Here is a 26,135-nt window from a genome sequence, read left to right as displayed (position 1 = left end):
ACCGCTCTCACTATGAGAGCGGTTCTATTGTTATTAACCTTCAGTCTTTTTCACTTTAGGTAGTATTCTGCTCAGCTGTACCTTTTTTCTCCGTTCCCATGTTGCTTCGTTGTTTGGATCGAATTGTTCAAGGAAGGTAATCACTTCTTTTGTGATTGGAGTGGGTGTGGATGCACCAGATGTTACTGCAACATTTTTGGCATCTTTAATCCACTCAATTTCCAATTCGGTAATATCGGCGATACGATATGCCTTCGTTCCAGCAATTTCCTCTGAAACTTGTGCTAAACGATTGGAGTTATTACTCATCGGATCACCCACAACAATTGTTACATCCGCCTCCGTAGCTTGCTCGGCAACTGCTTCTTGACGTATTTGGGTGGCATGGCAAATTTCATTATACACTTCGACATGAGGATATTTTTCCTGCACCTTTTTCATGGTATCAGCAACATCCCATTGACTCATAGTTGTTTGATTGGTAACAATGAGTTTGTCACTTTCAACTGTTAAGGCTTCGACATCACTAGGGGTTTCAACAAGATAAACCAGATCTGGAGCTACCCCGACAGCGCCCTCCGGCTCTGGATGCCCTTTCTTTCCAATATAAATGACGTGGTATCCTTCTTTTGTTTTTTCTTCAATCAAGTCATGCGTCCGTGTGACATCAGGGCATGTCGCATCAATTGTTACAAGACCTTTTGTTTTTGCAAGCTCCCGTACCTCAGGGGAAATCCCGTGGGCAGTGAAAATCACCGTACCTGAATCGACCTGATCAAGAATATCTTTGCGATTTTTTCCGTCAAGGGTAATAATTCCCTCTTCTTCAAAGGCATCGGTAACATGTTTATTATGAACAATCATACCTAAAATGTAGATTGGACGAGGCAGCGTTTTGTCTAATGCTGCATTTCTGGCGATGACCATTGCATCCACAACCCCATAACAGTAGCCACGTGGTGAAATTTTGATAATTTGCATATATGAAGTCCTCCTAAAAAAGACATGAATTACTAAACTATGTATTATTATATAAAACTAATAGATATATTACAAAGATACAATTTTCCTTTTATCAAAAACTGCTGCGGGTCAATTCATACCCACAGCGGTTTTTAAACTATATATACATTTTTGGTACGGAACTTCCCTTTTGAGTTTTGCTTCTTTTTTGAGAAACTTGCTTTCTATTTTCTGAAAGAGGTTTTTGACTTTTCTTTCTGCTCGTTGTGTTATTTGATGTCCTAATTTGGGTTGGTTCTTCCATGCTCGAAGATTCTTCCATGACTGCTTCTTTCTTCTTGCTCGATTCTTCTGAAGCTGTATCCGTGGTTTTTGAAGCATTTTTGAAGCCGCGATAAATTTTCCACATAGCGGGGAGATTTTTTACCATTGGACCATATTGCTGAATCATCGGGCCAATAGACTGGGCTGTCTTTAATACATTTTGGGTATTATTTAAAATTCCAGATAATCCGGCCGGATTACTCAAGGATTGTAGTAACCCACCACCGCCACCTGCTGCTCTGCTTGCTCCAGGTAACCCCATTAGCCCACCTGATCCGCCGGCCCCAGTTCCTCTTCCAAGAAGTTTCGAAAGTAACCCGCCGCCGCCTCTGTTCATTTGTGAGGTTCCTGCCATTGCCCGCATCATTTGGTTTCCACCGCCAAATGGTCCAGCCGGCGGTCTCATCATCGGACCTCTTCCGCCAAATGGATTTCCTCCAGGCCCCATCATTGGATTTCCTCCTCCGAAAAGACCGGGTCCCCTTCCCATTCCGCCGTTCATGGGCATTCTTGGTCTTGGTAGCATTCGGATGCCCTCCTTTCACATTTTCTTCCTACTTTAAAATATGCAGGCAACCTAATTTGGTTTAGGTATTCCACACAAGGAAAAAATAAATTTCGTGTTAAAAAGTGAGGGAAACGTAAAAGATGGGAATAAAAGAATAGTTAGCTGGTTATTTAGGCGAAATTTGACTATAATTACAGGATGGAAAGCACGACACTCTAATTAAGGGAAGAAAACTACTCCATCGTATTTATATTACTTTTAAAATAAGGAGCAATTATATGAATGAAAATCAATTTAAACGTTTTACATTTCAGCCGTTTATTATAGAATCCCTGAATCAGTTTGGATTTTTCAAGCCGACTGAAATTCAGGAGCGGATGATACCATTAGTATTAAAAGGGGAAAGTGCGATTGGTCAATCGCAAACGGGAACAGGAAAAACATTTGCTTATGCGTTACCGATTCTCGAAAAAATTGATCCGAAGCGTCAAGAGGTTCAAGCCGTTATTACTGCACCGACAAGGGAATTAGCAACACAAATCTATCAACAAATCATAAAAATTACCGAGCATTGCAGCCCAGATAGCTCAATCATGACGAGATGTTATATTGGTGGAACGGATAAGCAGCGTACCATTGAAAAATTGAAGGTACAGCCACACATTGTTGTGGGTACCCCAGGTAGAATTAAAGATCTGATGATTGAAAAGGCACTTTTCGTTCATACATCAAGTATTCTGGTTGTGGATGAGGCTGATATGATGCTCGATATGGGATTCATTGAGGATGTTGATCAGGTAGCGGCTAAGATGCCGGAGAACCTGCAAATGTTAGTCTTTTCTGCCACAATCCCTGAGAAACTAAAGCCTTTTCTTAAAAAATATATGGAAAATCCAAAGACGATACAGATTGAATCAAAACAAAAAGCAGCTGAAAATTTAGATCATTATCTGCTGCCATCGAGGCATCGCAGTAAAAAACAGCTTGTTCATGACGCTTTGCTTACTTATAATCCCTATTTAGCGATTGTTTTTACGAATACAAAAAAGAAGGCTGAAGAAGTTGCCTACTTTTTAAATGAGAAGGGCTTGAAAGTTGGCCGTGTACATGGTGATTTAAATCCGCGTGAACGTAAAAAAATGATGAAGCAAATTCAAGATTTAGAGTACCAATATATCGTCGCTACTGATCTTGCTTCAAGAGGAATTGACATTGAGGGAGTCAGCCATGTTATTAACTATGAACTTCCAACTGATTTAGATTTCTATATTCATCGGGTAGGTAGGACTGCAAGAGCAGGAAAATCAGGGATTGCTCTTACGGTTTACGAAAGTTCTGATGAGGATGCATTAAATCGCCTAGAAAAAATGGGAATTCAGTTTAAATACGTCGATCTAAAAAATGGCGAAATGGTTGAAACGGATGAACGAAATAAGCGAAAAACAAGAGTAAGAAAAGAGGATGTGGCTGATAAAAAAGCCAAATCGCTGGTAAAGAAGCCCCAGAAAGTAAAACCAGGCTATAAAAAGAAAATGCAATGGGAAATGGATAAAATAAAAAAACGGGTTAGAAAAATCGAGCAGAAAAAAAAATAAATGGGTGATGGGAGAGTAAAGAATGTTAAAAATTGGCTCACACGTTTCGATGAGCGGTAAGAATATGCTGCTGGCTGCAAGTGAAGAAGCAGTCTCATATGGTGCCAATACGTTTATGGTCTATACAGGAGCACCGCAAAACACAAGAAGAAAGAAGATTGAAGACCTTAACATTGAAGCAGGGCGTAAACATATGGAGGCAAACGGGATTTCAGAAATTGTGGTGCACGCTCCCTACATCATTAATATTGGCAACACCACTAATCCAGACACGTTTGAATTAGGTGTAAGGTTCCTTCGCAGTGAGATTGAAAGAACGGAGGCCATTGGGGCTGGGCAAATTGTTCTCCATCCTGGTGCACATGTGGGCGCTGGTACAGAGGCGGGGATCAAGAAGATTATTGAAGGCTTAAATGAAGTATTAACAGGTAAGGAGAAGGTCCAAATTGCTTTAGAAACAATGGCAGGTAAAGGTTCCGAATGTGGGAAGTCATTTGAGGAATTAGCGATGATTATTGATGGGGTCAACTATAGTGACAAGCTATCAATTTGCTTTGATACCTGTCATACTCATGACGCCGGCTACAACCTTGTTGAGGACTTTGACGGCGTTTTAAATGAGTTTGACAAAATTATTGGTCTTGATAAATTGAAAGTGCTCCATATCAATGATAGTAAAAACGACATTGGGATGAGAAAAGACCGGCACGAAAATATCGGGTTTGGTCATATTGGCTTTAAGACGCTTAACTATATCGTGCATCATCCACAACTAATGGAAGTGCCTAAAATACTAGAAACGCCATATGTCGGTGAGGATAAGAACAACAAAAAGGCACCCTATAAATATGAAATAGAAATGCTTCGCGAGCAGAAGTTTAATGATAATTTACTGGATCTAATTATGCAATCCTAAAGTAAGAAGCTGTGCCAGTGCACAGCTTCTTACTGCTTTGTAAACTGCATAAATAATTTGTTGACCTCTCGTGCCGTTTCCGGTCCAGCCGCTTTGGCGATTTGTTTAACAATTTGCGCGCGTTCCTTGGCATCAAAAATATTTACATTTTTACCTTTTAAGTATTCGGCAATTTTCCTCGCTTGCTGTCGATTAACGCTGATATTAAATTGTTCTGCATACTTTAGCAGCTCATCAGCGGTTATCGTGTTTATTTTATGATTAATGATGTTTTCAAATATTTTCACCCTCACCACTCCTCCATGCTAATGTATGAAGAAGAAGGTAGAGTGTGACAATGGGATTAGAGTGGTCAGGCTGCTTTAAGAAGTTTTTCTTCCTTTACATTCAGAAATTCCTAGTGTATACTACTTGAAGTTAAATCGGAATGATTCTTAATTAAAAGTGAGCGTGCAAATGATGCAACCAATAATTGAAATTAAACAACTTTCTTACCGTTACGAAAAGGATACAGTCCTTGAGAATATTAACATGACTATTCCAGATGGTTCTTTTTTAGCTATAGTAGGTCCTAATGGGTCTGGAAAATCAACCTTGTTAAAGCTAATTTTAGGCTTATTAAAACCGCAAAAGGGTGAAATCCTTTTATTCGGCCAAAATATAAATAAATTTAAGGAGTGGCAGAAAATTGGCTATGTATCGCAAAAGGCCAATTCTTTTAACTCTGGTTTTCCGGCAACCGTATTTGAAGTGGTCGCAAGTGGACTAACCAAAAGGTTAGGCTTGTTTACCTTCTTTAAAAAAGAACATGCAAAAAAGGTAAACGAAGCCCTGGAAGCTGTGGGGATGAAAAGATATAGCGGCAGAAACATTGGGGAACTTTCAGGTGGTCAACAGCAAAGAGTTTTTATTGCTCGGGCCCTGGTTAGTGAACCTAGTCTGCTCATTCTCGATGAACCAACTGTTGGTGTTGATGCGGAAAATGTTCAATCTTTTTATCAAATGCTTGGTGAGTTAAATAAAAATCGCGAAATTACCTTATTATTGGTCACACATGATATTGGAACCATTTCGGACCGGGTCACGCATGTGGCTTGCTTAAATAAGCATTTGCACTTCCATGGAGAAACAGCAGAATTTGAGCAGCATAGTGCTGATGGCTTGTCAAAGGTTTATGGTCATGATGTCCACTTGCTTACCCATCATCATGAACAGGGAGGCGTTGGGAAATGATTGAGGGAATTTTTCATTATGAATTTTTACAAAATGCCTTCCTTACAGGGATGATGATTGGGATTATTGCCCCGCTGCTTGGTGTCTTTATTGTTGTGAGAAGATTATCGCTGATTGCCGATGCCCTTAGTCATGTGACACTGGCAGGAATTGCTGCAAGCCTATTGATTGAAAGAAAGTTTGCGATGATGACAGGCTTAAATCCTCTTTACCTCGGAATGGTGTTTTCCGTAGGGGGTTCGTTGTTTATTGAAAAACTTAGAGGGGTTTACAAGCATTATCAAGAATTAGCCATTCCCATTATTCTTTCAAGCGGAATAGGACTGGGAGTCATTTTTATTTCTCTCGCCAATGGATTTAATACCGATTTGTTTAGTTATTTGTTTGGCAGTGTGTCTGCTGTCAGTCGAACAGATTTGTGGGTTATTTTTAGCATTAGTATAGTGGTCATTTTAGTCATTATTTTCTTATATAAAGAGTTGTTTTTACTCTCTTTTGATGAAGAACATGCAAAAGCATCTGGTATTGCGGCGAAAAGTATCCATTTTATCTTTATCGTCATGGTTGCCCTTGTTATTGCAGCTTCAATGAGAATTGTCGGGATTTTGTTAGTTTCTTCATTAATGACATTACCCGTTGCAGCAAGTATTCGAATTGCCAAGGGTTTTAAACAGACAATTTTTATTTCCGTCCTTTTTGGAGAAATTTCTGTGCTTGGCGGACTTTTTGCCGCTTACTACCTTGACCTCGCACCGGGTGGAACGATTGTCATGCTCGCCGTCCTTATTTTAGTGATAACGATTCTTTTCAAAAAATTCTCAGTTGCAGTTGGAGGTGGAGCAGAGTGAACGTACATGAAGCCATTCAATATTTAAAGGAAAATGGATTCAAACAAACGGGAAAACGGGAGGATATGCTCCAATTATTTGCCGATAGCGATAAGTATTTAACCGCAAAGGATGTTCTTGAGCAATTAAAGGATGATTATCCAGGCTTGAGCTTTGATACCATATACCGGAATCTGACTTTGTTTGTTAATATGGGGATATTAGAAATGACAGAGTTATCAGGTGAAAAGCATTTTCGCTTTACGTGTTCAAGACACCATCATCATCACCATTTTATTTGTCTGGACTGTGGTAAAACAAAAGAAATTGAAACATGTCCAATGGATGGATTAAGTGAAAATTTAAAAGGGTACGATATTTCCGGGCATAAGTTTGAGATTTACGGCCGCTGCCCGGAATGCCATTAAAAAACCGCTTGTGCGCAACCCGTACAAGCGATTTTTATTGTTGAATAGAGCTGCTCACTGCTTTATGTTCGATCTCTTCCTGTCTTAACCAATTTGTTACCCAAATATGGGCCTCGCTCCAATTTCGAACCCGTATGACACCATTGGGGATCGACTCCTGATTATAGGGTGTATCAAATAATATAACAGGGATCTGGCATTCCTCATGAATCATGACGGCATTATCATGTTTATCCTCAAAAAAGAGTTCAATTTGATGTTTTTTTACTGTTTCAACTTTATCATGCGATCCAATTAATTCAATATGGCGAAAGGTCAATCCGTGTTGAAAGAACCAATCCTCTGTCACATCAAGTAAATGTGAGCCGCGCGCACTAATAAATATCAAGTCATGTTTGTTTTCCCATTTATTGAGTATTTGTAGTGCACCTTTTGCCGGCGGGGATTCTTTATAGATTAAAGGTTCATTTTCAGAAAACCATTTTGCAAATTCTGCTTCTGAAACATTTACAAAAGGGGTTAACTCATATTGATCAACATGCTCATACTTAATATTCATGCCAAATGCTTTATTGATAAAAGGCAGGATGGATTTTGGGCATGTTACGGTACCGTCAATATCAATTCCAAATCTTCTTCTCATCATATCTTCACCTAACTTTAGGGTTTTCTCCTTTATATTTTACCAAAGTTGCACGAACAATGTTGTATGTATTTCTCGGTTAATGAAATAAAAACCTAATAAAGACAAACATTTACATAGTAAAAGTGAGCGTGAATTGAAACAATAAGTAATGCTCCTATAACTGAAAGTGAGGGATTAGGATGGCAGACGAAAGAGACACGAGAGTACAGGAAGCCCTTCGAAGTTCAATAATTGGTCAAGATATCCCCAATTCTACAGCAGAATTTAGGGAGGAAGCGGCATCAGAATTTGCTGCCCCTATTAAGACTTCATACACATTGAAAAAAGAAGATCCTGTTCCTGAAATCGGTGCATCTGTTCCGTTACGATCTTCACAATATAGAGAGGAAACAGCAGCAGAAATCGCTGCACCCGTTCCTCTCGTGCGAAAAAGGGAACACAATGAAAATCGAGAAAGAGCTGCAGGCGGAACCGGTATGGGTACCCTTGCATTAGCCCTTTCGATTTTATCCCTGTTTGTAATGCCTATTCTTTTTGGTGCCGCAGGAATTGTGTTAGGATTCGTTGCTAGAAGTAGAGGTGCCACAGGTCTTGGTGCTTGGGCGATTGGTATTGGTGTAATATCAATTGTTGTTGGCATCTTCATTCTTCCGTTCTTTTAGGAGCAAAAAAGAAACCCGGTTGTAATTGACCGGGTTTCTTGACGTTTATTTCGTTATCTTCTCTTCTTCAGCTTTTTTTCGGAAATACTCTTCAGCAACTAAGTCAATTTCCTTTTTCAATTCCTCCACCATGTCTGCTTCAGGAACTTTACGGACGATTTCACCCTTCCTAAATAACAAACCTTCTCCGCGGGCACCAGCAATCCCAATATCAGCTTCACGGGCCTCGCCGGGACCATTTACAGCACAGCCAAGGACAGAAACCTTAATCGGGGCTTTAATCGTTGAAATATATTCCTCGACCTCATTTGCAATACTAATTAGGTCAATTTCAATTCTTCCGCAAGTTGGACAGGAAATTAATGTTGCAGCATTGGAAGATAGACCAAAAACTTTTAAGAGTTCTCTAGCGACTTTTACTTCCTCAACAGGATCAGCGCTTAATGAAATACGAAGAGTATTTCCAATTCCTTTATTAATAATCGCTCCTAGACCTGCTGCACTTTTAACTGTGCCTGAGAATAACGTACCAGATTCAGTTATACCCAAATGCAATGGATAATCAAAGGCACGGGCAGCTTTTTCATATGCTTCGATGGCAAGGTTGACATCCGATGCTTTCATCGAAACAATAATGTCATGGAAATCCAGATCCTCAAGAATTTTGATATGATGAAGTGCACTTTCAACCATTCCATCTGCCGTAGGATAGCCATATTTTTCAAGAATTTTCTTTTCAAGGGATCCTGCATTTACACCAATCCGAATAGGGATTCCCTTTTCTTTAGCAGCTTTTACAACCGCTTCGACCTTTTCCCTTTTTCCAATGTTTCCCGGATTAATTCGGATCTTATCGGCTCCGCCTTCAATCGCTTTAAGTGCTAATTTATAATCAAAGTGGATATCGACGACAAGCGGAATGTTAATTCTCTTTTTGATTTCCGGAATCGCGTTCGCGGCACGTTCATCAGGGCAGGCCACCCGAACAATTTGGCACCCAGCTTCCTCAAGGCGTTTTATTTCGGCTACAGTAGCCTCAACATCATGGGTTTTGGTTGTTGTCATGCTTTGTATAAAAAGTTCATTACTCCCGCCAATCGTTAAATTTCCCACTTTTATTGGTCGGGTCTTCGTGCGATGTATAATTTCACTCACGTGGAATTCGCTCCTTTAAATTGGAATTCGAATCATAGGTTACTAAACAATTCGTCTTTATTTTATCAGTCAACTGCTTATTTTGACAACCATAAGCATCTATCCACTTTAGTTTGAGTAATCCGGGAAATGATATGTGGACCCAATTTGGATTTTTTCAGGGGACTGCTTTGGATTTAATTCACGAAAGTCGTTAATCAATTCTGTAATAGACACTGGAAGTGGTTTATTTAATTCGTGCTCGACAATCGATATCACGGTTTCTCCGGGTTTTACCTTTGCTTCAAATGAAGGTATGTCCGAAGTAAAACTATTTGCATCTGCCGCAACTTTTACATCCACTTGCTTTGCATTTGAAGTGGGGAGGGTACCCACAGTGAGATCAAAATATATGACATATAGGACTAATATAGCGAAAAGAAAACCAAATAACTTTTTCATCGGACAAGCCTCCATCAGAGAATGTTTGTACATTCCTATGCTTGTCCAACTGTAAAAAGAACAGAATCGAACTAAAAAAACGCCCAATTTTTGGGCGGATGTCTAGTTTGCTTTTTTCTTCGGTTTTGGCATTTCATTAATGGCTAAGGCTAAAACAATAATGGCGACAATCCAATTAATGACAAAGCTGTTTGAAACGGATGTTTTCATAGCGGCCATTATGGTGAAAAATACAGTTGGCAGTGTTTCACTGTATGCGGCCATTCTCCATAATTGCCTATAGTTCAATTTTCTGCCTAAAAGATTTTTAAGTGCGAGACCAAACAGTGCCAAGATTGATATTTCAATAAAGCTTGAAGCACTTGATAACAAATAAATTAACACGGATACTACTGGGATGATAATTCCCTTCATTCCACTAATTTTATCAGTGAAATTTAGGAAATCGTTCTTTGTGATGTCAAGTCCTTCTAACATGGAATATGGGTAAGTATCAATCCTACCGCCTGAAGAAAGGACAAATTCATTTTTCAACAGTGCGAATGCATTTCCTTCATTCTCCACATCGGCATCTGAGATTACCCCAGTTGGATCAATCATAATGGTGAAGTCATCTTTATCAATTGTAACCGGTACTTTTGTCTCCGCCGAAAGGACACCGTTTTTTATCGAAAAATCAGGTGCTTCATTTTTAATAATGGTCTTTGCAGAATCAATACCGGAAGAAAGCGCAGTACTTATGTAAATGACGGATGGAAGTATAGAAATGAAAGTGAGAAAAAAGACATATAAAATCGTTTTTCCAATCCCTTGAAAACGAAACAAGGCTATATCTCTGGGGGAGTAAATGCTTTTATAAAATTGTTTAAAAATATTCATAGTAGACCACCTTTATGCAGATTCAATCTCTATTGTAGCTTGTGCAATTGTTATATACAAGGATGATGAAGGTTTTCATCAAAGTTAAAAAGCCACTATTAACAGTGGCTTTGAACCCTAATTTAAACCGCATATTTCAAATGAACAATTTTGACAATCCACTTCTTCTTTTAAAAAGGTTAGATTTTTCACGGTGAATTTTTGATTTTCATATGAAACAATATCTTTCTGGCGAAGGTCCATCAAAGCGCGTTGAATGACTTCTCTTGTTCCATAAGTTAAATTGGCTAATTCTTGATGTGTTAAAGGCAGATCAATGAGAATGCCATCTTCTGACTTCACTCCATAAGAATTACAAAGGCGGATGAGGATAGAATATAAACCGCCTTTTTTACCGTTCATAATTAAGTCCTGGCATTTCATCTGTGCTTTTAAATAACCTGTGCTAAACCAAGCTACAAGTGCACTCATGGCTTCAGGGTCAGCTGAAATTAATGCTTCAAATTGTTCCTTTTTAATGAATAGTAGTTCGCAGTCTGTGAGTGTTTTGGCATAAAATTGATAATGAGGCGTAGCTTTGAAAAGCTGGTACTCAACGATTAATTCATGGTCGTTTAAGATTTTTAAAATAAAATCCTTTCCCCGTAAGTGGACTCTGCCAAGGGCGATACTCCCTTTAAGCAATAAGTAAACATATTCAACAGAATCTTTTTCTTGAAATAGTACTGTTCCAGATTTAACTTTTTGGATTGGTTCGCTTTTTTGAAAAAACTCTACCAGTAAATTATATATAGAAAGGCTGCTATTTTGCATATTAGTCACTCCTTAATCTGCCTTCAGCTTGATTAAAATGAATTATTAACATTGTGTCAATATGTAATTTACATGATTTGGAAGGGTGGAGATGGGATTATGACAAAAATCGTTGACAGTATGCTGTTTTGCTGAAACATGACAATTTTTCGAAATCTATAATGTTTCGACTTTGAGAAATGTCCAGCTCCAGCGCCTAGCCCCTCGAGGTCACAAGCCAAGCCGTCCAAAAGGTTAAAAAGCAACCTTTCGGCCGGCTTGTCTTGTGCTTGTCGGGGCTGACCAAGGCGCTTTCGCTTTTCTCGGAATAAAAATCTGATTATCGGGTATTGTATTTATGGTGGAGACTAAGCATTAAATTTGAAACCATGAACAAATTTTGGTATCTTTAGACTAAAGCTTTAGAAATATTCTTAAAAAGTAAGAATTACTAAAGCCTAAAAAATATCCGTACATAGGAGGAACTTATTATGGCATTTGAATTACCGAATTTACCTTACGCAGAAGATGCACTTGAACCGCACATTGACAAAGAAACAATGAATATTCACCACACTAGACATCACAACACATATGTGACAAATTTAAACAATGCATTAGCTGGTAACGAAGAATTACTTTCAAAATCAGTTGAAGAAGTAATTGCTAATTTGGATGCGGTTCCAGAAGCTGCACGTACTGCAGTACGTAACAATGGCGGCGGACACGCTAACCATTCTTTATTCTGGCAAATCCTTTCTCCAAATGGCGGCGGCGCACCTGCTGGTGAATTAGCAGATGCTATCAACAATAAATTTGGCAGCTTCGAGAGCTTTAAAGACGAGTTTGCAAAAGCTGCTACAACTCGCTTCGGCTCTGGCTGGGCTTGGTTATCTGTAAATAATGGCGAATTAGAAGTATCAAGCACTCCTAATCAAGACTCTCCATTAATGGAAGGGAAGACTCCGATCCTTGGCCTTGATGTTTGGGAACATGCGTATTACTTGAAATTCCAAAACAAACGCCCTGACTATATCGGTGCATTCTGGAATGTAGTTAACTGGGATGAAGTTTCAAAACGATACAGTGCAGCAAAATAAATAGAATGAAAAGAGGTAGCCAGCGGCTGCCTTTTTTCGTTTTCCTAAAATATTGAATAAGAACTATGGACCAGATAAAGACTACCCTTATACAAAGGGGAGTTTTTTTTTATGGCAAAAAAATTTAGGATTTTAGGTGATGTAGAATTAACCAAAGATTTATCACTTTTACTGATTATTGGTGGTTTGTATTCATTGAGTGTTGCCTTATCGAACACATTTGTGAATATTTATCTTTGGAAACAAACAGGAAAGTATTCGGATATTGCCCTATATAACCTGTCGATTGTTGTTTTGCAGCCGTTAACGTTTATCCTTGCGGGGCGCTGGGCAAAGAAAATCGACCGGGTTATAGTCCTTCGAATCGGCGTTATTTTTTTGGCAATCTTTTATCTAGCGGTATTAATTTCGGGGGCTAAAGCTTCCGCGTATCTACTATTATTAGGGAGCTTGCTTGGAATTGGGTATGGATTTTATTGGCTCGCCTATAATGTGTTAACCTTTGAAATCACCGAACCTGAGACGAGAGACTTTTTCAATGGATTCTTAGGAATTTTAACCTCCGGTGGTGGAATGATTGGGCCATTAGCAGCTGGCATTATTATCACCAGATTTGAAAAGTTTACCGGATATACATTTGTGTTTGGCCTCTCGTTAGCATTATTTGCACTTGCCATTTTTTTGAGCTTTTCACTAAAACGAAGACCGGCTTCAGGAAAATACTGCTTTAAGCGGATCATTGCAGAGAGAAAACGGAATGAAAATTGGCGTCTCATTACCAATGCCCACTTTTTCCAGGGACTTAGAGAAGGGACGTTTTTATTTGTTATCTCTGTTTTTGTTTATATTTCGACGGGAAGTGAAATGGCATTAGGAACATTTGGGTTAATTAATTCAGGGATATCCTTTGTTGCTTATTATTTTGCGTCGCGGATGATAAAAAAAGAGTATCGAAAAAAAGCCATTCTGATTGGCGGCATCATCCTTTATGCAGCAGTCTTGCTAATCGTTTGGGATATTAATTTTGTGAAATTGTTAATTTACGCAGCGATGATTGCGGTTGCTTATCCACTATTGCTTGTCCCATATCACTCAACGACATATGATGTAATTGGCCGTGGTTGGAAAGCGACGGAAATGCGAATTGAGTATATCGTGGTTCGAGAGATCTTCTTAAATTTTGGGCGTATCGTATCCATCCTTGCTTTTCTTGCTTCGGTCACCTGGTTTAATGAAGCGAAAAGTATTCCCATTTTACTATTGTTTATTGGGGCCGGACATTCGATCATTTATTTTTTTATAAAACGAGTTCAACTACCAGAAATAAAAATGTGATGAAGTTCTTATTTCTCATCGCATTTTTTTAAAAACTGGTAAGTCTTATGCATGGATATATGGGACATTATCTTATAAAATAAAGAAAGTTATGGTGAGCCTTATGTAAAAAAGGAAGTGTATATAGATCTTGGTTAATAAGAAGAAAAAAAAGAAAACACATGTCCCATTTCGTTTGAACATGGTGTTTTTTGTTGTATTTGTACTTTTTTCCATCCTGATCCTTCGCCTTGGTGAATTACAAATTGTTTTTGGAGATGATTTTAAGCGGGAAATTGAACAAAAGGAGATTGTTCCTATAAATTCTTCTGTGCCGCGCGGGAAAATATATGATACTAATGGGAAGTTAGTAGTTGGAAATAAACCGTTAAAAGCAATTACTTATACTCGATCAAATACAGTTACGATGAGCGAAATGCTAAATATTGCTAAAAGGTTAGCTGCGCTTATTAGTAAAGATACTGAGGAAGATTTCAAATCAATTACCAAGAGGGATCGTCAAGATTTCTGGATCATGAAACATCCTAAATTAGCTAATGCCAAAGTAACAGATGAAGATAAGGCAAGGCTGCAGAAAAAAGAGTTAGATAAAAAGGAATATGATAAAGAAATTTATGATCTAACAAGGGAAAGAATTACGGAAGAAGAACTAAATTCTTTTTCCAATCAAGAGCTAGAAGTATTGGCTATTTTTCGGGAAATGTCCAGTGGAACAGCATTATCACCACATATAATAAAAAATAAAGATGTCACTGATGAAGAATATGCAATTGTAAGTGAAAACCTTGATTCTTTACCAGGAGTAGATACGACAACGGATTGGGACAGGGACTTTTTATATAAAACGGAAGATGGGAATGGGCCTTTAAGCTCCATTTTGGGGAAGGTGACCAGTGCAAAAGAAGGCTTGCCAAAAGATAGTCTGGATTCCTTGCTTGCCAGGGGATATAGTCGTAATGACCGGGTAGGAAAGAGTTATCTTGAGCAGCAGTATGAAGATGTACTGCAAGGTCAAAAAGAATCGGTAAAAAATATAACAGATAAATCAGGAAATGTATTGGAATCACAGGTATATAAAGAGGGGAAAAGCGGGAAAGATTTATTATTATCGGTTGATATCGACCTTCAAGAAAAGGTTGATGAAATTATTCAAGATAAGCTTGGACAGGCGAGAGCAGGCCAACCATATATGGATAGGGCAATGGTCACCGTCATGAACCCGAAAACCGGGGAAATTCTTTCTATGTCAGGTAAACAATATGCAATTGATAGTGAAACGAAGAAAACAGAAGTGAGAGATTTTGCGTTAGGGAATATGACCACTTCCTATTCGATGGGTTCGGTTGTAAAGGGAGCAACGGTACTAACTGGATATCAAACTGGAGCAATTTCGCCGGGGGATAGCCTTAATGACCGACCGTTGAAATTTAAGGGTACTCAAGTAAAAAAATCTTGGAATACGGTTGGGTTTGGTCAAATCAATGATTTATATGCCTTAATGAGATCATCAAACGTGTATATGTTCTTAACTGCAATGAAAGTTGGCGGGCAACAAACGTATGTGCCGAATGGACCGTTAACAATAAACAAAGTTTCTGCCATAAATACATTTAGAAATAATTTTGCTCAATTTGGCTTAGGGGTTCGAACAGGCATTGATCTTCCAGGTGAACAAACTGGCTATGGTGCTGGTCAAATACCACCTGATGCCGGTAAAGTGTTGGACTTTGCAATTGGACAATATGACACATATACCACCTTACAGCTTGTTCAGTATATTTCAACCATCGCAAATGGCGGTCTTAGGATCCAACCGCACTTGGTTAAAGAAATTCGGGAGCCGAATAGTAATTCTAATGAACTTGGCCCGGTTATTCAAGAAATAAGACCAACAGTATTGAATAAAGTGGATATGAAAGAATCTTGGATTAACCATGTTAAGGATGGATTAAGGCTTGTCGTCAATGATCCGCAAGGAACTGGGTATGGCTCAATTAAAAATAAGCAATACAAAATTGCCGGAAAAACCGGAACAGCGCAAGCATTATATGATGGACCTTTAGGTGGTCATCCCATGTTATGGAATGTAACATTTGCAGGTTATGCACCTTATGATAACCCTGAAATTGCAATTTCTGTTGTTGTACCTTGGTCAACGACGGACCAAACACATGTTAACCTGTCTATTGCTGATGAAGTATTTAAAGCCTATTTTGATTTAAAAGCATCGAGGGATGCAAATAATACTAACACCACTCAAAATAGCCAGCAGCCCGAACAATAATATGTTGAAACACCTGTCTCGAATTGAGGCAGGTGTTTTTTAATACAAAATAATCTTTAAGACCGTCATAAAATATAGAAATTTGTAAGATATTTTTTAGAAAACTAGAAAATTGATGAAATTTGTTAAATTTACAAAAGAACAATGTATATTTACAAAACCTTTACAGTCGCTTAAAACGCTGTTTACAGTATTCCCTTATGCTTAATCTTGTAAGGCAGACAAACATCATCACCAACAAAAACCTTAGGGGGAAAAAGGAAATGAAAAGTTTGAAAAAATTTAGCCTACTTACATTATTGGCAGCACTAATGGTATTCGCGGCGGCTTGTGGAGGTGGAGCCTCTACAGACAAGACGGAAGGAACAGATACAAAAACAAACGGTCAGAAAAATAAAGAACTGTCCGGTTCATTGAGCGTTTCCGGTTCATCCGCGATGCAGCCTTTGATTGCCGCGGCAGCTGAGGAATTTATGAATGAAAATCCAAATGTAGATATACAAGTACAAGCCGGTGGTTCCGGTACAGGCTTATCACAAGTTGCTGAAGGGTCTGTACAAATTGGTAACTCAGACGTATTTGCTGAAGAAAAAGAGGGTATCCCAGCGGACGAGCTAGTCGATCATAAAGTTGCGGTTGTAGGTATGACGGCTGCGGTTAATCCAAAAGTTGGCATTAATGATATTAAAAAAGAAGATTTAATGAAAGTATTCACTGGCAAAATTACAAACTGGAAAGAACTTGGCGGTAAGGATCAAAAGATCGTTCTTGTAAACCGTCCAGATTCATCTGGAACACGTGCCATATTTAATAAGTTTGCCCTTGATGGTGCAACACCAGCTGAAGGAATTACGGAGGATTCTTCAAACACAGTTAAGAAAATCATTAACGAAACAGATGGAGCAGTTGGTTACCTAGCATTCTCGTACTTTACCGATAATTCTGTTACACCACTATCCATTGATGGTGTCAAACCAACAGCTGAAAATGTACAATCCGGTGATTTTCCAGTTTGGGCGTACCAGCATTCTTATACAAAAGGTGAAGCTGAAGGCCTAGCAAAAGCATTCCTTGTCTACTTAATGTCGGATGATATCCAAACTAGTCTATTAAAAGAACAAGGATATCTTCCTGTTACAAAAATGAAAGTAGAACGGGATGCCGAAGGAAATCAAAAAGATTTATAAACTGATAGTCTAAAAGAATGAAAGGGTAAGTGCACGATGGCATTTACCCTATAGACGCATTTTAGGGGTGTTTAATCCATGTCAGAAAAGTTTATTCCTGCAAAGGACAGATTGTTAAAATCCGAAAAGAACTGGCTGAACGGGGAAATGCGCGGGAAAGTTCTTGTCATATTGTGTGCGGTGATCATGATATCTGCGACCATTTCTATTACCATTTTTCTAGGCTCAAAGGGATTACAATCATTTATAAAAAATGGTGTAAGTCTTATTGAGTTCATAACCAGTACACACTGGAATCCTACAAATAAAGCCAATCCGGAATATGGTGCATTACCGTTTATTTTCGGTTCATTTGCTGTAACGCTCCTATCAGCGCTGGTTGCAGCACCATTAGGGATTGGCGGCGCGATATTCATGACCGAGATTGCACCTTCATGGGGAAGAAAAATATTACAGCCAGTCATAGAATTATTAGTTGGAATTCCATCTGTTGTTTATGGATTCATCGGGCTTACAGTATTAGTTCCATTTATTAGGGAACATGTGGGTGGACTAGGTTTTAGTTTGCTTTCCGGAACGATTGTGCTTTCCATCATGATTTTACCAACGATCACCACCATTGCAACAGATGCGATGAGCTCGCTGCCAAAAAGTTTAAGAGAGGGTTCTTACGCTCTTGGCGCGACCCGTTGGCAAACCATTCGTAAAGTGCTGATTCCCGCTGCACTTCCATCACTAATGACGGCAATTGTTTTGGGGATGTCTCGAGCATTTGGTGAAGCATTAGCCGTTCAAATGGTCATCGGAAATGTTAGAAATTTACCATCAAGTATTTTGGATGCTTCAGCCACTTTAACGACAATTATTACGTTAAATATGGGTCATACGACATACGGAAGTGTGGAAAATAATACACTTTGGTCGATGGGATTCATTTTATTAGTTATGTCGTTTGCCTTTATATTACTCATCCGCTATCTTTCATCAAGGAGGAAGCTGTAATGAAAAGTAAAACAGCTGACCGAATTGCAACCGGAGTATTTGTTGCTATTGCTATTATCATCATTTCAATTCTTGTTGGATTGTTCTCCTATATTTTGGTCAATGGATTTAAACACATTTCGTGGGAGTTTTTAACGACGCCTTCAAGCAATATTCGTGCGGGTGGAGGGATCCGTGACCAATTATTTAATTCATTTTATATTTTACTTATTACGATGATTATCGCTATTCCCCTTGGGGTTGGTGGTGGAATCTATATGGCGGAGTATGCGAAGCCAGGAAAAATAACGGATATCATTCGCTCTTGTATTGAAGTTTTAGCATCACTTCCTTCAATCGTAATAGGGATGTTCGGATTGTTGATGTTTGTTAATATAACTGGTTGGGGATATACGATTATAGGGGGTGCCTTAGCACTTACCGTCTTTAATTTACCTGTTATCGTGCGTGTAAGTGAGGACTCCATACGTAATGTTCCTCGTGATTTGAAAGAAGCCAGCCTTGCCTTAGGTATTACTCATTGGCATACAATAAAAACCGTACTATTACCTAGTGCTTTTCCATCGATATTAACGGGGATTATTCTTGCAGCCGGCCGTGTGTTTGGCGAGGCAGCAGCATTATTATTTACAGCAGGTCTTTCAACTCCAAGACTTGATTATGCAAATTGGAATCCATTTTCAGATCAATCTCCATTAAATATATTTCGTCCGGCTGAAACGCTCGCTGTACACATTTGGTCTGTTAATACACAAGGGTTAATTCCTGACGTTGAAGCGGTATCAAATGGTTCGGCAGCTGTGCTAGTCCTTTCGGTCTTACTATTTAACCTGTTAGCAAGATGGATTGGAAGTATTATAACAAAGAAAATGACTGCGAATTAGAAAAGTGGAAGGCGCCCGCTTATCGGCGTATGGACTGGAGCGCTTCGACTGAGATAAAGGAAACACGGAGAGCGCAAGCGTATCCGTGCTTGACTTATCGTAGGGAGAAGCGCGAAGTACACTAGCCGATGGCGCCTGTAGCTGGACATTGAAAAATAAAGGGCAGGTGAGAACGGATGGTTACGACTTTAATGGAAAAAGAAACGACAGAACAAACGATGCAATCAACCGTCAAGTGGAATATGGACCATATATTAAAAGTAAATAATTTGGAAATTTTCTATGGTGAAAAACGTGCTGTAAACGGCATTTCCATGGATATTGAAAAAAATTCGGTAACAGCTTTGATTGGACCATCAGGCTGTGGAAAATCTACGTTTTTAAGAAGCGTCAATCGGATGAATGACCTGATTCCCGGTGCAAGTGCGCAAGGTGAAATCCTTTATGAGGATATCAATATTTTATCTAAAAAAATTAATGTGGTCGCATTACGAAAAGAAATTGGCATGGTTTTTCAAAAGCCAAATCCATTTCCAAAATCAATCTATGAAAATATTACACATGCCCTGAAGTTCAATGGTATTAAAAAGAAAAATCAGCTTGATGAGATTGTTGAGGAAAGCCTTCAAAAGGCGGCATTATGGGACGAAGTAAAAGACAGGATCCATAAATCCGCTCTATCACTTTCGGGCGGGCAGCAGCAGCGTCTTTGTATTGCCAGGACGATTGCCATGAAACCGACGGTGATGCTCCTTGATGAACCATCTTCGGCACTAGATCCTATCTCAAATGCTAAGGTAGAAGATTTGATTGTTGACTTGAAAAAGGATTATTCGATTATCATTGTCACCCATAATATGCAGCAGGCTTCCCGTATTTCCGATAAAACTGCCTTCTTTTTAAGCGGCGATTTAGTTGAATATGATGCTACTGAAAAAATCTTCACCCATCCTTCTGTCAAGAAGACGGAAGAATATATCTCAGGAAGATTTGGATAAGGGGGAATTGGAATGGCTATTTCAACATTGACCAGAGAAATATTTGATGTGAAGGACTTAAATTTATGGTATGGAGATCATCATGCACTTAAGGGAATCAACTTTCCGATTAACAAAAAAGAAGTAACGGCGATAATTGGACCATCAGGATGCGGAAAATCCACTTTTATTAAGACGCTCAACATGATGATCAATATGATTCCTAATGTTAAAATGACCGGGGAAATCAATTTAAACGGAAGAAATATAGTAGACGAGAAAAACGATCTGGTTGAACTTCGTAAACATGTGGGTATGGTTTTTCAAAAGGGAAATCCTTTTCCACAATCTATATATGACAATGTCGCTTACGGGCCAAGAGTCCACGGAATTAAGAAGAAGAAGCACCTTGATGAGCTTGTCATCAAATCACTAATGGATGTGGCTTTATGGGAGGAAGTTAAGGATCGTCTGACTGCACCTGCTCTTGGTTTATCTGGTGGACAACAGCAAAGGCTGTGTATCGCGAGAGCCCTTGCGACAAAACCGGATGTTTTGTTAATGGATGAGCCAACCTCTGCCTTGGACCCAATTTCCACCCTGAAAATTGAAGAATTAATTTTAGAATTAAAAGAGAAATATACCATTGTCATCGTCACCCATAACATGCAGCAAGCATCTAGGGTATCTGATAAAACTGCCTTCTTTTTAATGGGGGAATTAATCGAACTAGATTCAACGTCTACTATTTTTTCAAATCCAAAGGATTCACGTACTGAAGGTTATATTACTGGAAGATTCGGATGAAGAGGTGGCATAAATGAGTGCAAGAACAAATTTTGATCAAAATTTAAAAGAGTTAAAAGAAATGCTTTTAATGATGGCCCATAAATCGGAATGGCAAATTAAAGAAGCGATGATTGCCCTTATAAATCAAGATATAGATAAAGCGAAGAGGGTAATAGACGGTGATAATGAAATCGATGATTTGGATAATGAAATTAACCAAAAAGCCCTATTATTAATTGCTAGGGAATCACCTGTAGCATCAGATCTTCGACGAATCAGTGTGGCATTAAAAGTTTCATCCGAAGTGGAGCGGTTGGCAGATAGTGCCGTAAATATTGCCAAATCTACCCTCCATATCGGCAATGAAGAATATTTTAAAGAAATGATTGATATACCCAAAATGATGAAGATGGCTTTGGAAATGGTTTCTGAATCTTTCACTGCCTATTATTCCGAAGATATTGAACTAGCTAAAAAATGCGCGAAGAAAGATGATGAAGTGGACAAAATGTTTGGAGACTTGGTACATGAACTATTGAACTATATTCCACAGAATCCGAACTCGACAAACCAAATTATCCAATTAGCATTTGTGTGTAGATTTATTGAAAGAATTGCTGACCATTCAACGAACATTGCGGAAAATGTAATTTATCAGGTAACGGGAAAGCGGGTTAATTTAAACGCTTAATGATAGAATAGGAAACCTTCCAAAGATGAGGCGAATCATGAGGCTTCATCTTTTTCTAATTTCGTGGTAAATAGTGTCGAAATGATTGGCGATTTCCATTTTGAAGGGTGTTGATTACTGTAGAATGATGAACTTGTTCCAATTGGTAAAAAATTTTTTAGCCCATGAACTTACTAGCTATTTGAACTAGCAGGAAACGACAATTTGTGTTTATTGTCTGCCTTTCATTCTGATGGTACGATTAAATTATCAATTAGTTGGAATAATGTAGATCTTTTACGCATATATGGATTGGTTGCAGATTGGAGGAAGAAAATGATTGAAGAAGCGTTACCGGAACAATTGCCACTAAAGGGTGAACTGAAAGCAAAGCTTGTTACCCCTCGTAAAATCATCCTTTTCTGGGATGTTTCCGAATTACCAATAAGGATTACTGAGTTATTTTTTAACCGAAGGTTTGAAGACCTTTTGCATGTTGTAAGAATATATGATGTAACAGATATGTATTTTACTGGGAAAAATGCTCATTATTATCATGAAATAACGGTTCCTTTTGAAAATGGGCATTGGTTTATTAAAGGATTGATGGAAAATCGCAGCTTTATTGCGGAAATTGGTGTTTATATTAAAGGTACTGAATTTTTTCCACTTTATCGCTCTAATTGTATTCATACACCGTCACCAGAAATACCAAAAGGTCATGTATCACAACAGGATTACTTACAATTTAAACGGTATGAAGAACAGCCCCCAAAATGGATGGATCAGGTAAGTACATACAGCTATTACCTGAAATCAAACAGCCTGGAGGGGGAAAATGAATAGTAAAATTCCCCAAAAGGTTGTTTCTGATTGTGAAATGCAAAAAGATTTGAAATTAACCATATTGATGCTTTGCTGGGAGTTCCCTCCTAATATTGTTGGCGGTCTTTCACGACATGTATTCGGTTTATCTGCTCATTTGGCCATGCTGGGTCATGAGGTTCATGTTTTGACAGCGGGTACTAACGAGCTCCCAACATTTGAACAGATGAATGGGGTGAATGTGCATCGTGTAAAACCAATAAATGAGTGGGATGATCATTTCTTTTTTTGGCTTGCCGGACTTAATTTAGCCATGTCCTTCAAGGCTGATCACCTTTCAAAAGAGATTAAATTCGATCTCATACATGCACACGATTGGCTGGTCGGTGCAGCATCTATTGCTTTAAAGGGGTTGCTAAAGGTTCCATTATTAACCACTATTCACGCTACAGAACATGGAAGAAATAATGGTATTCATACAGAAATGCAGCAATTTATTCATGAAAAAGAACAACAATTAATTGTAGAGTCTGATGAACTGATTGTTTGCAGTGAGTATATGAGAGAGGGGCTTATTTCTGTTTTTAAAGCTAAAAATGAAAAAATCAGTATCATACCAAATGGAATAGAACCCTTAAGGGCAGAAATAAATGTTGGGGAAATATATCCTGAACTAAAGCAAAGAAATTACATTTTTTCAATTGGGAGAATTGTTAAGGAAAAAGGGTTTGAAACGATTATTGAAGCGGCCGCATATGCCAAAGAAATGGATTCAGAATGTTTTTTTGTTATTGCAGGGAAAGGTCCATTACTTCAAGCCTACCAAGAGCAAATCATTGCGAGGAATTTGGATAAGCACGTTATATTTATTGGTTATATTTCCGATGAACAACGAAATGCTCTGATCCAAGGAAGTGCGATGGCAGTCATACCTAGCCTTTATGAACCATTTGGCATTGTTGCATTGGAAACGATGATCCTTGGGAAACCAACGATTGTCGCCAATACTGGTGGAATGAAAGGGATTGTAAAACATTTACAAACGGGAATGCTGATGGTTCCTGGTGATGCCAAAAGTCTTCTGGAACAAATAGAATTCTTACTAAATAATCCAGTGAAAGCGGAAGAAATTGGAGAAAAGGGCAGGCAAATTGTTAAAAGTTTGTACGGCTGGAAACGAATTGCCTCAGAGACAAGCAGAAGAATGGCAGATACAATAGTAAATAATCGTGTAAATGAGAATGGGCGTAAGGTAAAACCAAATAATTTGTAAAATAGGTGTAAAAGATGATAAATCTAACGGAACAACAAAAAAGTAAACCGAACTCTAAACCGCACATGCCAATCGATACGCTTCAATTTGTTCCAGGAATATGGGTAAATGGCAAGTATATTTGGCTGCAAAACTGCATGGAAAAGGTTATTTACGACGAAGAATTAATCATGAAAGTGAAGCAGGAACATATTCACTCAAAAATTCGTTTATTCAGCATTTATGTTAGTAATCACAGTAATCAGCCAAAAGAGATAAAGATTTTAGCGATGAATCATTTTTTAAATGTCGGACAGGACCATTTTACCTTTGTTTCACCAACAGATCGTCACATTTTTCATCATGCAGTTAAAAAGGTTTTTCTCGTAAATGCCCAATTTAATCTTTCAGGTATAAAAGAATACACAACCATGCCACTATGGAATGCTTATACTGATCATATCTGGAGTTCTCTACAAAGGGGGAACTTAAAATACCAGCCATTGGTAAAAGGACCTTCGGCTAGTATTTTCGCCATTAAGACATCCATCGCACCTCACCAAACTAATAAAACGATTACTTATACGATTTCTGGTTCAAATAAAAAAGAATTGATTTCAATGGAACAAGCACTTTTGAAAAACACTAGCATTTCCTTTTAATAAATGATATTATAGAAAAGTCGTATGCACGAACTAGCTTAATCGTTTGGAGGGAAATTGACATGCGTGTAAATATTACGTTAGCTTGCACTGATTGTGGGGATCGTAACTATATTTCAACAAAAAATAAACGTAACAATCCAGATCGTCTTGAGCTTAAGAAATATTGCCCAAGAGATAAAAAATCAACAACACATCGTGAAACAAAATAAGCAGTGGGGCTTCCTGCTGCTTTTTTTGTTGTCAAAAACTAATAGGGCGTTTCGCACTTCAATTTATATGGATAGGTAATCAATGAACCCATCCCTGCCAATAAAGGCGGTGTGAGCAGAGCGTGACTTCACTCCATTCATCGTCTGAAATTTAAATCTTCACTGCGATTGGATATACAGATTCACTATTGCGGCGCTCCGCCCCTTTTCCAAAAAAACTACGGAGGTTCTATTTATGAATGATAAAAATTTTGTTCGTAATCAGATAAAGGAGTCTCTCACCAAGATATCTAAACCCCTATATGAAGATTATTCCTATAAAGTTGCAGACAGACTATTTAAAGATGAAGACTTTGAGAAAGCAAACGTCATTGGGATTACAGTTTCGAAACAGCCTGAAGTCGATACATACCAAATTATTCGTAAAGCTTGGGAGCTTGGAAAACAAATCGCAGTGCCAAAATGTCATCCAAAAGATAAAAGATTATCGTTCAGAACCCTAACAGAATTTTCACAGCTTGAAACCGTTTATTATGGTTTACTCGAACCTATTGAAGCAAAGACCACAGAAGTTCCTGCCAAACAAATGGATCTTTTAATAGTTCCAGGGCTTGCCTATACAATGGAAGGGTATCGCTTGGGCTTTGGCGGTGGTTATTATGACCGATACTTACCTAATTTTACTGGTAAAACTCTATCCCTAGCCTTTGAACATCAAATCATCCCCAATTTCCCAGTGGAAAACCATGATATTCCGGTTTCGAAAATCATAACCAATAGTAGAACCATCAAACTAATATGATAGAAGTTATCATCATTATTGGCATCTGCGTAACGGGCTTTGGTGGTTATCGCCATAAATCTTTGACCAAGTCGGGAGCTCTTACTGCTATCATAGTAGGAGCAGCGGTGTATGCTGGTTTTGGTATAAAGGGACTCGTTTTACTTGGTACCTTCTTTGCCACCTCGAATTTTTGGTCAAAATATAAAAGTTCTGTGAAACAACCCATCGAAGAAAAATTGGCTAAAGGTGCAACAAGGGATTGGCGACAAGTGATTGCAAACGGGGGAGCAGCCGGGCTTTTTAGCATCATCCATTATTTTGAACCTGATCTAATCTGGTTAATTGGCTTTGTCGTTAGTCTTGCAAGTGCTAATTCAGATACGTGGGCATCAGAAATTGGCAGCTTGAGCCGGAAGAATCCGATTTACATACGTACATTTAAGAGAGTCGAAAAAGGGACATCTGGTGCCATTAGCTCCTTCGGAAGTGCTGCTGCACTTGCAGGGGCGTTTCTAATTTCCATTACCAGTTTTTTCCTGTTCGATCTGGATGGTAGGTTGACACTCTTTGTTTTTGTATTTGGTTATTTTGGTAATGTCATTGATACAATAATGGGTGCCTATTACCAACAAATGTATGTTTGTCAGCATTGCGGTATTGAGACAGAAAAAAGACAGCATTGTCAGCTGCCGACAACCAGAATAAAAGGGTTTACCTTAGTGGATAATGATATGGTGAATTTTCTGTCAGGCTTCCTTGCTGCGATTGCAGCCATTGGACTAGTTCTAGTTTCAAAATAAACA

29 protein-coding genes are annotated in these 26,135 nt (G+C 38.6%); 21 read left to right on the top strand and 8 right to left on the bottom strand.

The window, feature by feature from the left end:
• Nucleotides 1–33 precede the first annotated feature (33 nt).
• Together G6554_RS02880 and vrrA are read right to left on the bottom strand one after the other, a co-directional pair.
• Nucleotides 34–981, bottom strand: a complete 948-nt coding sequence (locus tag G6554_RS02880; protein ID WP_166238565.1) for a 4-hydroxy-3-methylbut-2-enyl diphosphate reductase — start codon at nt 979–981, stop codon at nt 34–36.
• A 139-nt stretch (nt 982–1,120) separates the two neighbouring features.
• Complete coding sequence (gene vrrA / locus G6554_RS02875; protein ID WP_166238563.1) at nt 1,121–1,813, bottom strand: VrrA/YqfQ family protein; 693 nt, start codon at nt 1,811–1,813, stop codon at nt 1,121–1,123.
• Nucleotides 1,814–2,073: 260 nt separating this feature from the next.
• Between vrrA and G6554_RS02870 the strand changes: the two genes are divergently transcribed.
• Together G6554_RS02870 and G6554_RS02865 are read left to right on the top strand one after the other, a co-directional pair.
• On the top strand, nt 2,074–3,390 hold the full coding sequence (locus G6554_RS02870; protein WP_166238561.1) for a DEAD/DEAH box helicase: 1,317 nt from the start codon (nt 2,074–2,076) through the stop codon (nt 3,388–3,390).
• A 22-nt stretch (nt 3,391–3,412) separates the two neighbouring features.
• Nucleotides 3,413–4,306: a deoxyribonuclease IV gene (locus tag G6554_RS02865; protein ID WP_166238559.1), complete on the top strand. Its 894-nt coding sequence runs from the start codon at nt 3,413–3,415 to the stop codon at nt 4,304–4,306.
• A gap of 29 nt (nt 4,307–4,335) precedes the next feature.
• Here the strand turns inward: G6554_RS02865 and G6554_RS02860 are convergent, their stop codons facing one another.
• Nucleotides 4,336–4,593 (bottom strand): DUF2624 domain-containing protein, encoded by a 258-nt coding sequence (locus tag G6554_RS02860; RefSeq protein ID WP_166238557.1) that lies wholly within the window; start codon nt 4,591–4,593, stop codon nt 4,336–4,338.
• A gap of 172 nt (nt 4,594–4,765) precedes the next feature.
• Here G6554_RS02860 and G6554_RS02855 point away from each other — a divergent pair, with 172 nt between their 5' ends.
• From G6554_RS02855 to zur, 3 genes are read left to right on the top strand one after another with little or no spacing between them, the layout of a single operon-like run.
• Nucleotides 4,766–5,539: a metal ABC transporter ATP-binding protein gene (locus G6554_RS02855; protein ID WP_166238883.1), complete on the top strand. Its 774-nt coding sequence runs from the start codon at nt 4,766–4,768 to the stop codon at nt 5,537–5,539.
• Nucleotides 5,536–6,387 (top strand): metal ABC transporter permease, encoded by an 852-nt coding sequence (locus G6554_RS02850; RefSeq protein ID WP_166238555.1) that lies wholly within the window; start codon nt 5,536–5,538, stop codon nt 6,385–6,387. The genes G6554_RS02855 and G6554_RS02850 overlap by 4 nt, the downstream gene beginning before the upstream one ends.
• A complete protein-coding gene (gene zur, locus G6554_RS02845; RefSeq protein ID WP_166238553.1) occupies nt 6,384–6,794 on the top strand; it encodes a zinc uptake transcriptional repressor Zur in 411 nt (136 codons plus the stop codon). Before G6554_RS02850 ends, zur begins: the two co-directional genes overlap by 4 nt.
• A gap of 34 nt (nt 6,795–6,828) precedes the next feature.
• On the opposite strand, the gene G6554_RS02840 is transcribed toward zur, so the two are convergent.
• A complete protein-coding gene (locus G6554_RS02840; protein WP_166238881.1) occupies nt 6,829–7,437 on the bottom strand; it encodes a hypothetical protein in 609 nt (202 codons plus the stop codon).
• Nucleotides 7,438–7,619: 182 nt separating this feature from the next.
• On the opposite strand from G6554_RS02840, the gene G6554_RS26170 reads away from it, so the two are divergent.
• On the top strand, nt 7,620–8,102 hold the full coding sequence (locus G6554_RS26170) for a DUF308 domain-containing protein (RefSeq protein WP_166238551.1): 483 nt from the start codon (nt 7,620–7,622) through the stop codon (nt 8,100–8,102).
• A gap of 45 nt (nt 8,103–8,147) precedes the next feature.
• Here the strand turns inward: G6554_RS26170 and ispG are convergent, their stop codons facing one another.
• From ispG to G6554_RS02815, 4 genes are all read right to left on the bottom strand, one after another.
• Nucleotides 8,148–9,248 (bottom strand): flavodoxin-dependent (E)-4-hydroxy-3-methylbut-2-enyl-diphosphate synthase, encoded by a 1,101-nt coding sequence (ispG, locus tag G6554_RS02830; RefSeq protein WP_207342968.1) that lies wholly within the window; start codon nt 9,246–9,248, stop codon nt 8,148–8,150.
• 117 nt (nt 9,249–9,365) lie between these two features.
• Nucleotides 9,366–9,698 (bottom strand): hypothetical protein, encoded by a 333-nt coding sequence (locus G6554_RS02825; protein ID WP_166238547.1) that lies wholly within the window; start codon nt 9,696–9,698, stop codon nt 9,366–9,368.
• 102 nt (nt 9,699–9,800) lie between these two features.
• Nucleotides 9,801–10,577, bottom strand: coding sequence for a DUF1189 domain-containing protein (locus G6554_RS02820; RefSeq protein WP_166238545.1), 777 nt, complete (start codon nt 10,575–10,577; stop codon nt 9,801–9,803).
• A 117-nt stretch (nt 10,578–10,694) separates the two neighbouring features.
• The gene (locus G6554_RS02815; protein WP_166238543.1) at nt 10,695–11,390 is read right to left on the bottom strand and encodes a Crp/Fnr family transcriptional regulator; all 696 of its coding nucleotides are present in this window, start codon (nt 11,388–11,390) and stop codon (nt 10,695–10,697) included.
• A gap of 470 nt (nt 11,391–11,860) precedes the next feature.
• Between G6554_RS02815 and G6554_RS02810 the strand changes: the two genes are divergently transcribed.
• The 15 genes from G6554_RS02810 to G6554_RS02740 all read left to right on the top strand — a co-directional run bounded on the left by G6554_RS02810 (nt 11,861) and on the right by G6554_RS02740 (nt 26,132).
• A complete protein-coding gene (locus G6554_RS02810) occupies nt 11,861–12,469 on the top strand; it encodes a superoxide dismutase (protein ID WP_166238541.1) in 609 nt (202 codons plus the stop codon).
• Between the two features lie 111 nt (nt 12,470–12,580).
• The gene (locus G6554_RS02805) at nt 12,581–13,804 is read left to right on the top strand and encodes an MFS transporter (RefSeq protein WP_166238539.1); all 1,224 of its coding nucleotides are present in this window, start codon (nt 12,581–12,583) and stop codon (nt 13,802–13,804) included.
• A 130-nt stretch (nt 13,805–13,934) separates the two neighbouring features.
• Nucleotides 13,935–16,088 carry a peptidoglycan D,D-transpeptidase FtsI family protein gene (locus tag G6554_RS02800; protein ID WP_166238537.1) on the top strand — a complete coding sequence of 718 codons (2,154 nt, stop codon included), beginning with the start codon at nt 13,935–13,937 and terminating at the stop codon, nt 16,086–16,088.
• A gap of 263 nt (nt 16,089–16,351) precedes the next feature.
• Entirely contained in the window at nt 16,352–17,275 is a 924-nt protein-coding gene (locus G6554_RS02795; RefSeq protein ID WP_166238535.1) for a phosphate ABC transporter substrate-binding protein, read from the top strand.
• A gap of 147 nt (nt 17,276–17,422) precedes the next feature.
• On the top strand, nt 17,423–18,277 hold the full coding sequence (gene pstC / locus G6554_RS02790) for a phosphate ABC transporter permease subunit PstC (protein WP_308110912.1): 855 nt from the start codon (nt 17,423–17,425) through the stop codon (nt 18,275–18,277).
• Nucleotides 18,277–19,161, top strand: coding sequence for a phosphate ABC transporter permease PstA (pstA, locus tag G6554_RS02785; protein WP_166238531.1), 885 nt, complete (start codon nt 18,277–18,279; stop codon nt 19,159–19,161). The genes pstC and pstA overlap by 1 nt, the downstream gene beginning before the upstream one ends.
• Before the next feature lie 191 nt (nt 19,162–19,352).
• Nucleotides 19,353–20,159 (top strand): phosphate ABC transporter ATP-binding protein PstB, encoded by an 807-nt coding sequence (gene pstB / locus G6554_RS02780; protein WP_166238879.1) that lies wholly within the window; start codon nt 19,353–19,355, stop codon nt 20,157–20,159.
• A 12-nt stretch (nt 20,160–20,171) separates the two neighbouring features.
• A complete protein-coding gene (pstB, locus tag G6554_RS02775; protein ID WP_166238529.1) occupies nt 20,172–20,945 on the top strand; it encodes a phosphate ABC transporter ATP-binding protein PstB in 774 nt (257 codons plus the stop codon).
• A 13-nt stretch (nt 20,946–20,958) separates the two neighbouring features.
• A complete protein-coding gene (gene phoU / locus G6554_RS02770; protein WP_166238526.1) occupies nt 20,959–21,618 on the top strand; it encodes a phosphate signaling complex protein PhoU in 660 nt (219 codons plus the stop codon).
• Nucleotides 21,619–21,933: 315 nt separating this feature from the next.
• The gene (locus G6554_RS02765) at nt 21,934–22,443 is read left to right on the top strand and encodes a DUF4912 domain-containing protein (protein WP_166238524.1); all 510 of its coding nucleotides are present in this window, start codon (nt 21,934–21,936) and stop codon (nt 22,441–22,443) included.
• The gene (locus G6554_RS02760; protein WP_166238522.1) at nt 22,436–23,695 is read left to right on the top strand and encodes a glycosyltransferase family 4 protein; all 1,260 of its coding nucleotides are present in this window, start codon (nt 22,436–22,438) and stop codon (nt 23,693–23,695) included. Before G6554_RS02765 ends, G6554_RS02760 begins: the two co-directional genes overlap by 8 nt.
• A gap of 14 nt (nt 23,696–23,709) precedes the next feature.
• A complete protein-coding gene (locus tag G6554_RS02755) occupies nt 23,710–24,336 on the top strand; it encodes a hypothetical protein (RefSeq protein ID WP_166238520.1) in 627 nt (208 codons plus the stop codon).
• Nucleotides 24,337–24,398: 62 nt separating this feature from the next.
• Nucleotides 24,399–24,548, top strand: a complete 150-nt coding sequence (rpmG, locus tag G6554_RS02750; RefSeq protein ID WP_166238518.1) for a 50S ribosomal protein L33 — start codon at nt 24,399–24,401, stop codon at nt 24,546–24,548.
• A 235-nt stretch (nt 24,549–24,783) separates the two neighbouring features.
• Nucleotides 24,784–25,350: a 5-formyltetrahydrofolate cyclo-ligase gene (locus tag G6554_RS02745; protein WP_166238516.1), complete on the top strand. Its 567-nt coding sequence runs from the start codon at nt 24,784–24,786 to the stop codon at nt 25,348–25,350.
• On the top strand, nt 25,347–26,132 hold the full coding sequence (locus G6554_RS02740; protein ID WP_166238514.1) for a DUF92 domain-containing protein: 786 nt from the start codon (nt 25,347–25,349) through the stop codon (nt 26,130–26,132). The genes G6554_RS02745 and G6554_RS02740 overlap by 4 nt, the downstream gene beginning before the upstream one ends.
• The last annotated feature ends 3 nt before the right edge of the window (nt 26,133–26,135 follow it).

The sequence above is a fragment of the Bacillus sp. MM2020_4 genome (genome assembly GCF_011250555.1).
Lineage (GTDB): Bacteria > Bacillota > Bacilli > Bacillales > Cytobacillaceae > Neobacillus.
The sequence above is the reverse complement of the archived record's forward strand: the minus strand, read 5'-3'. Positions and strand labels throughout refer to the sequence as shown.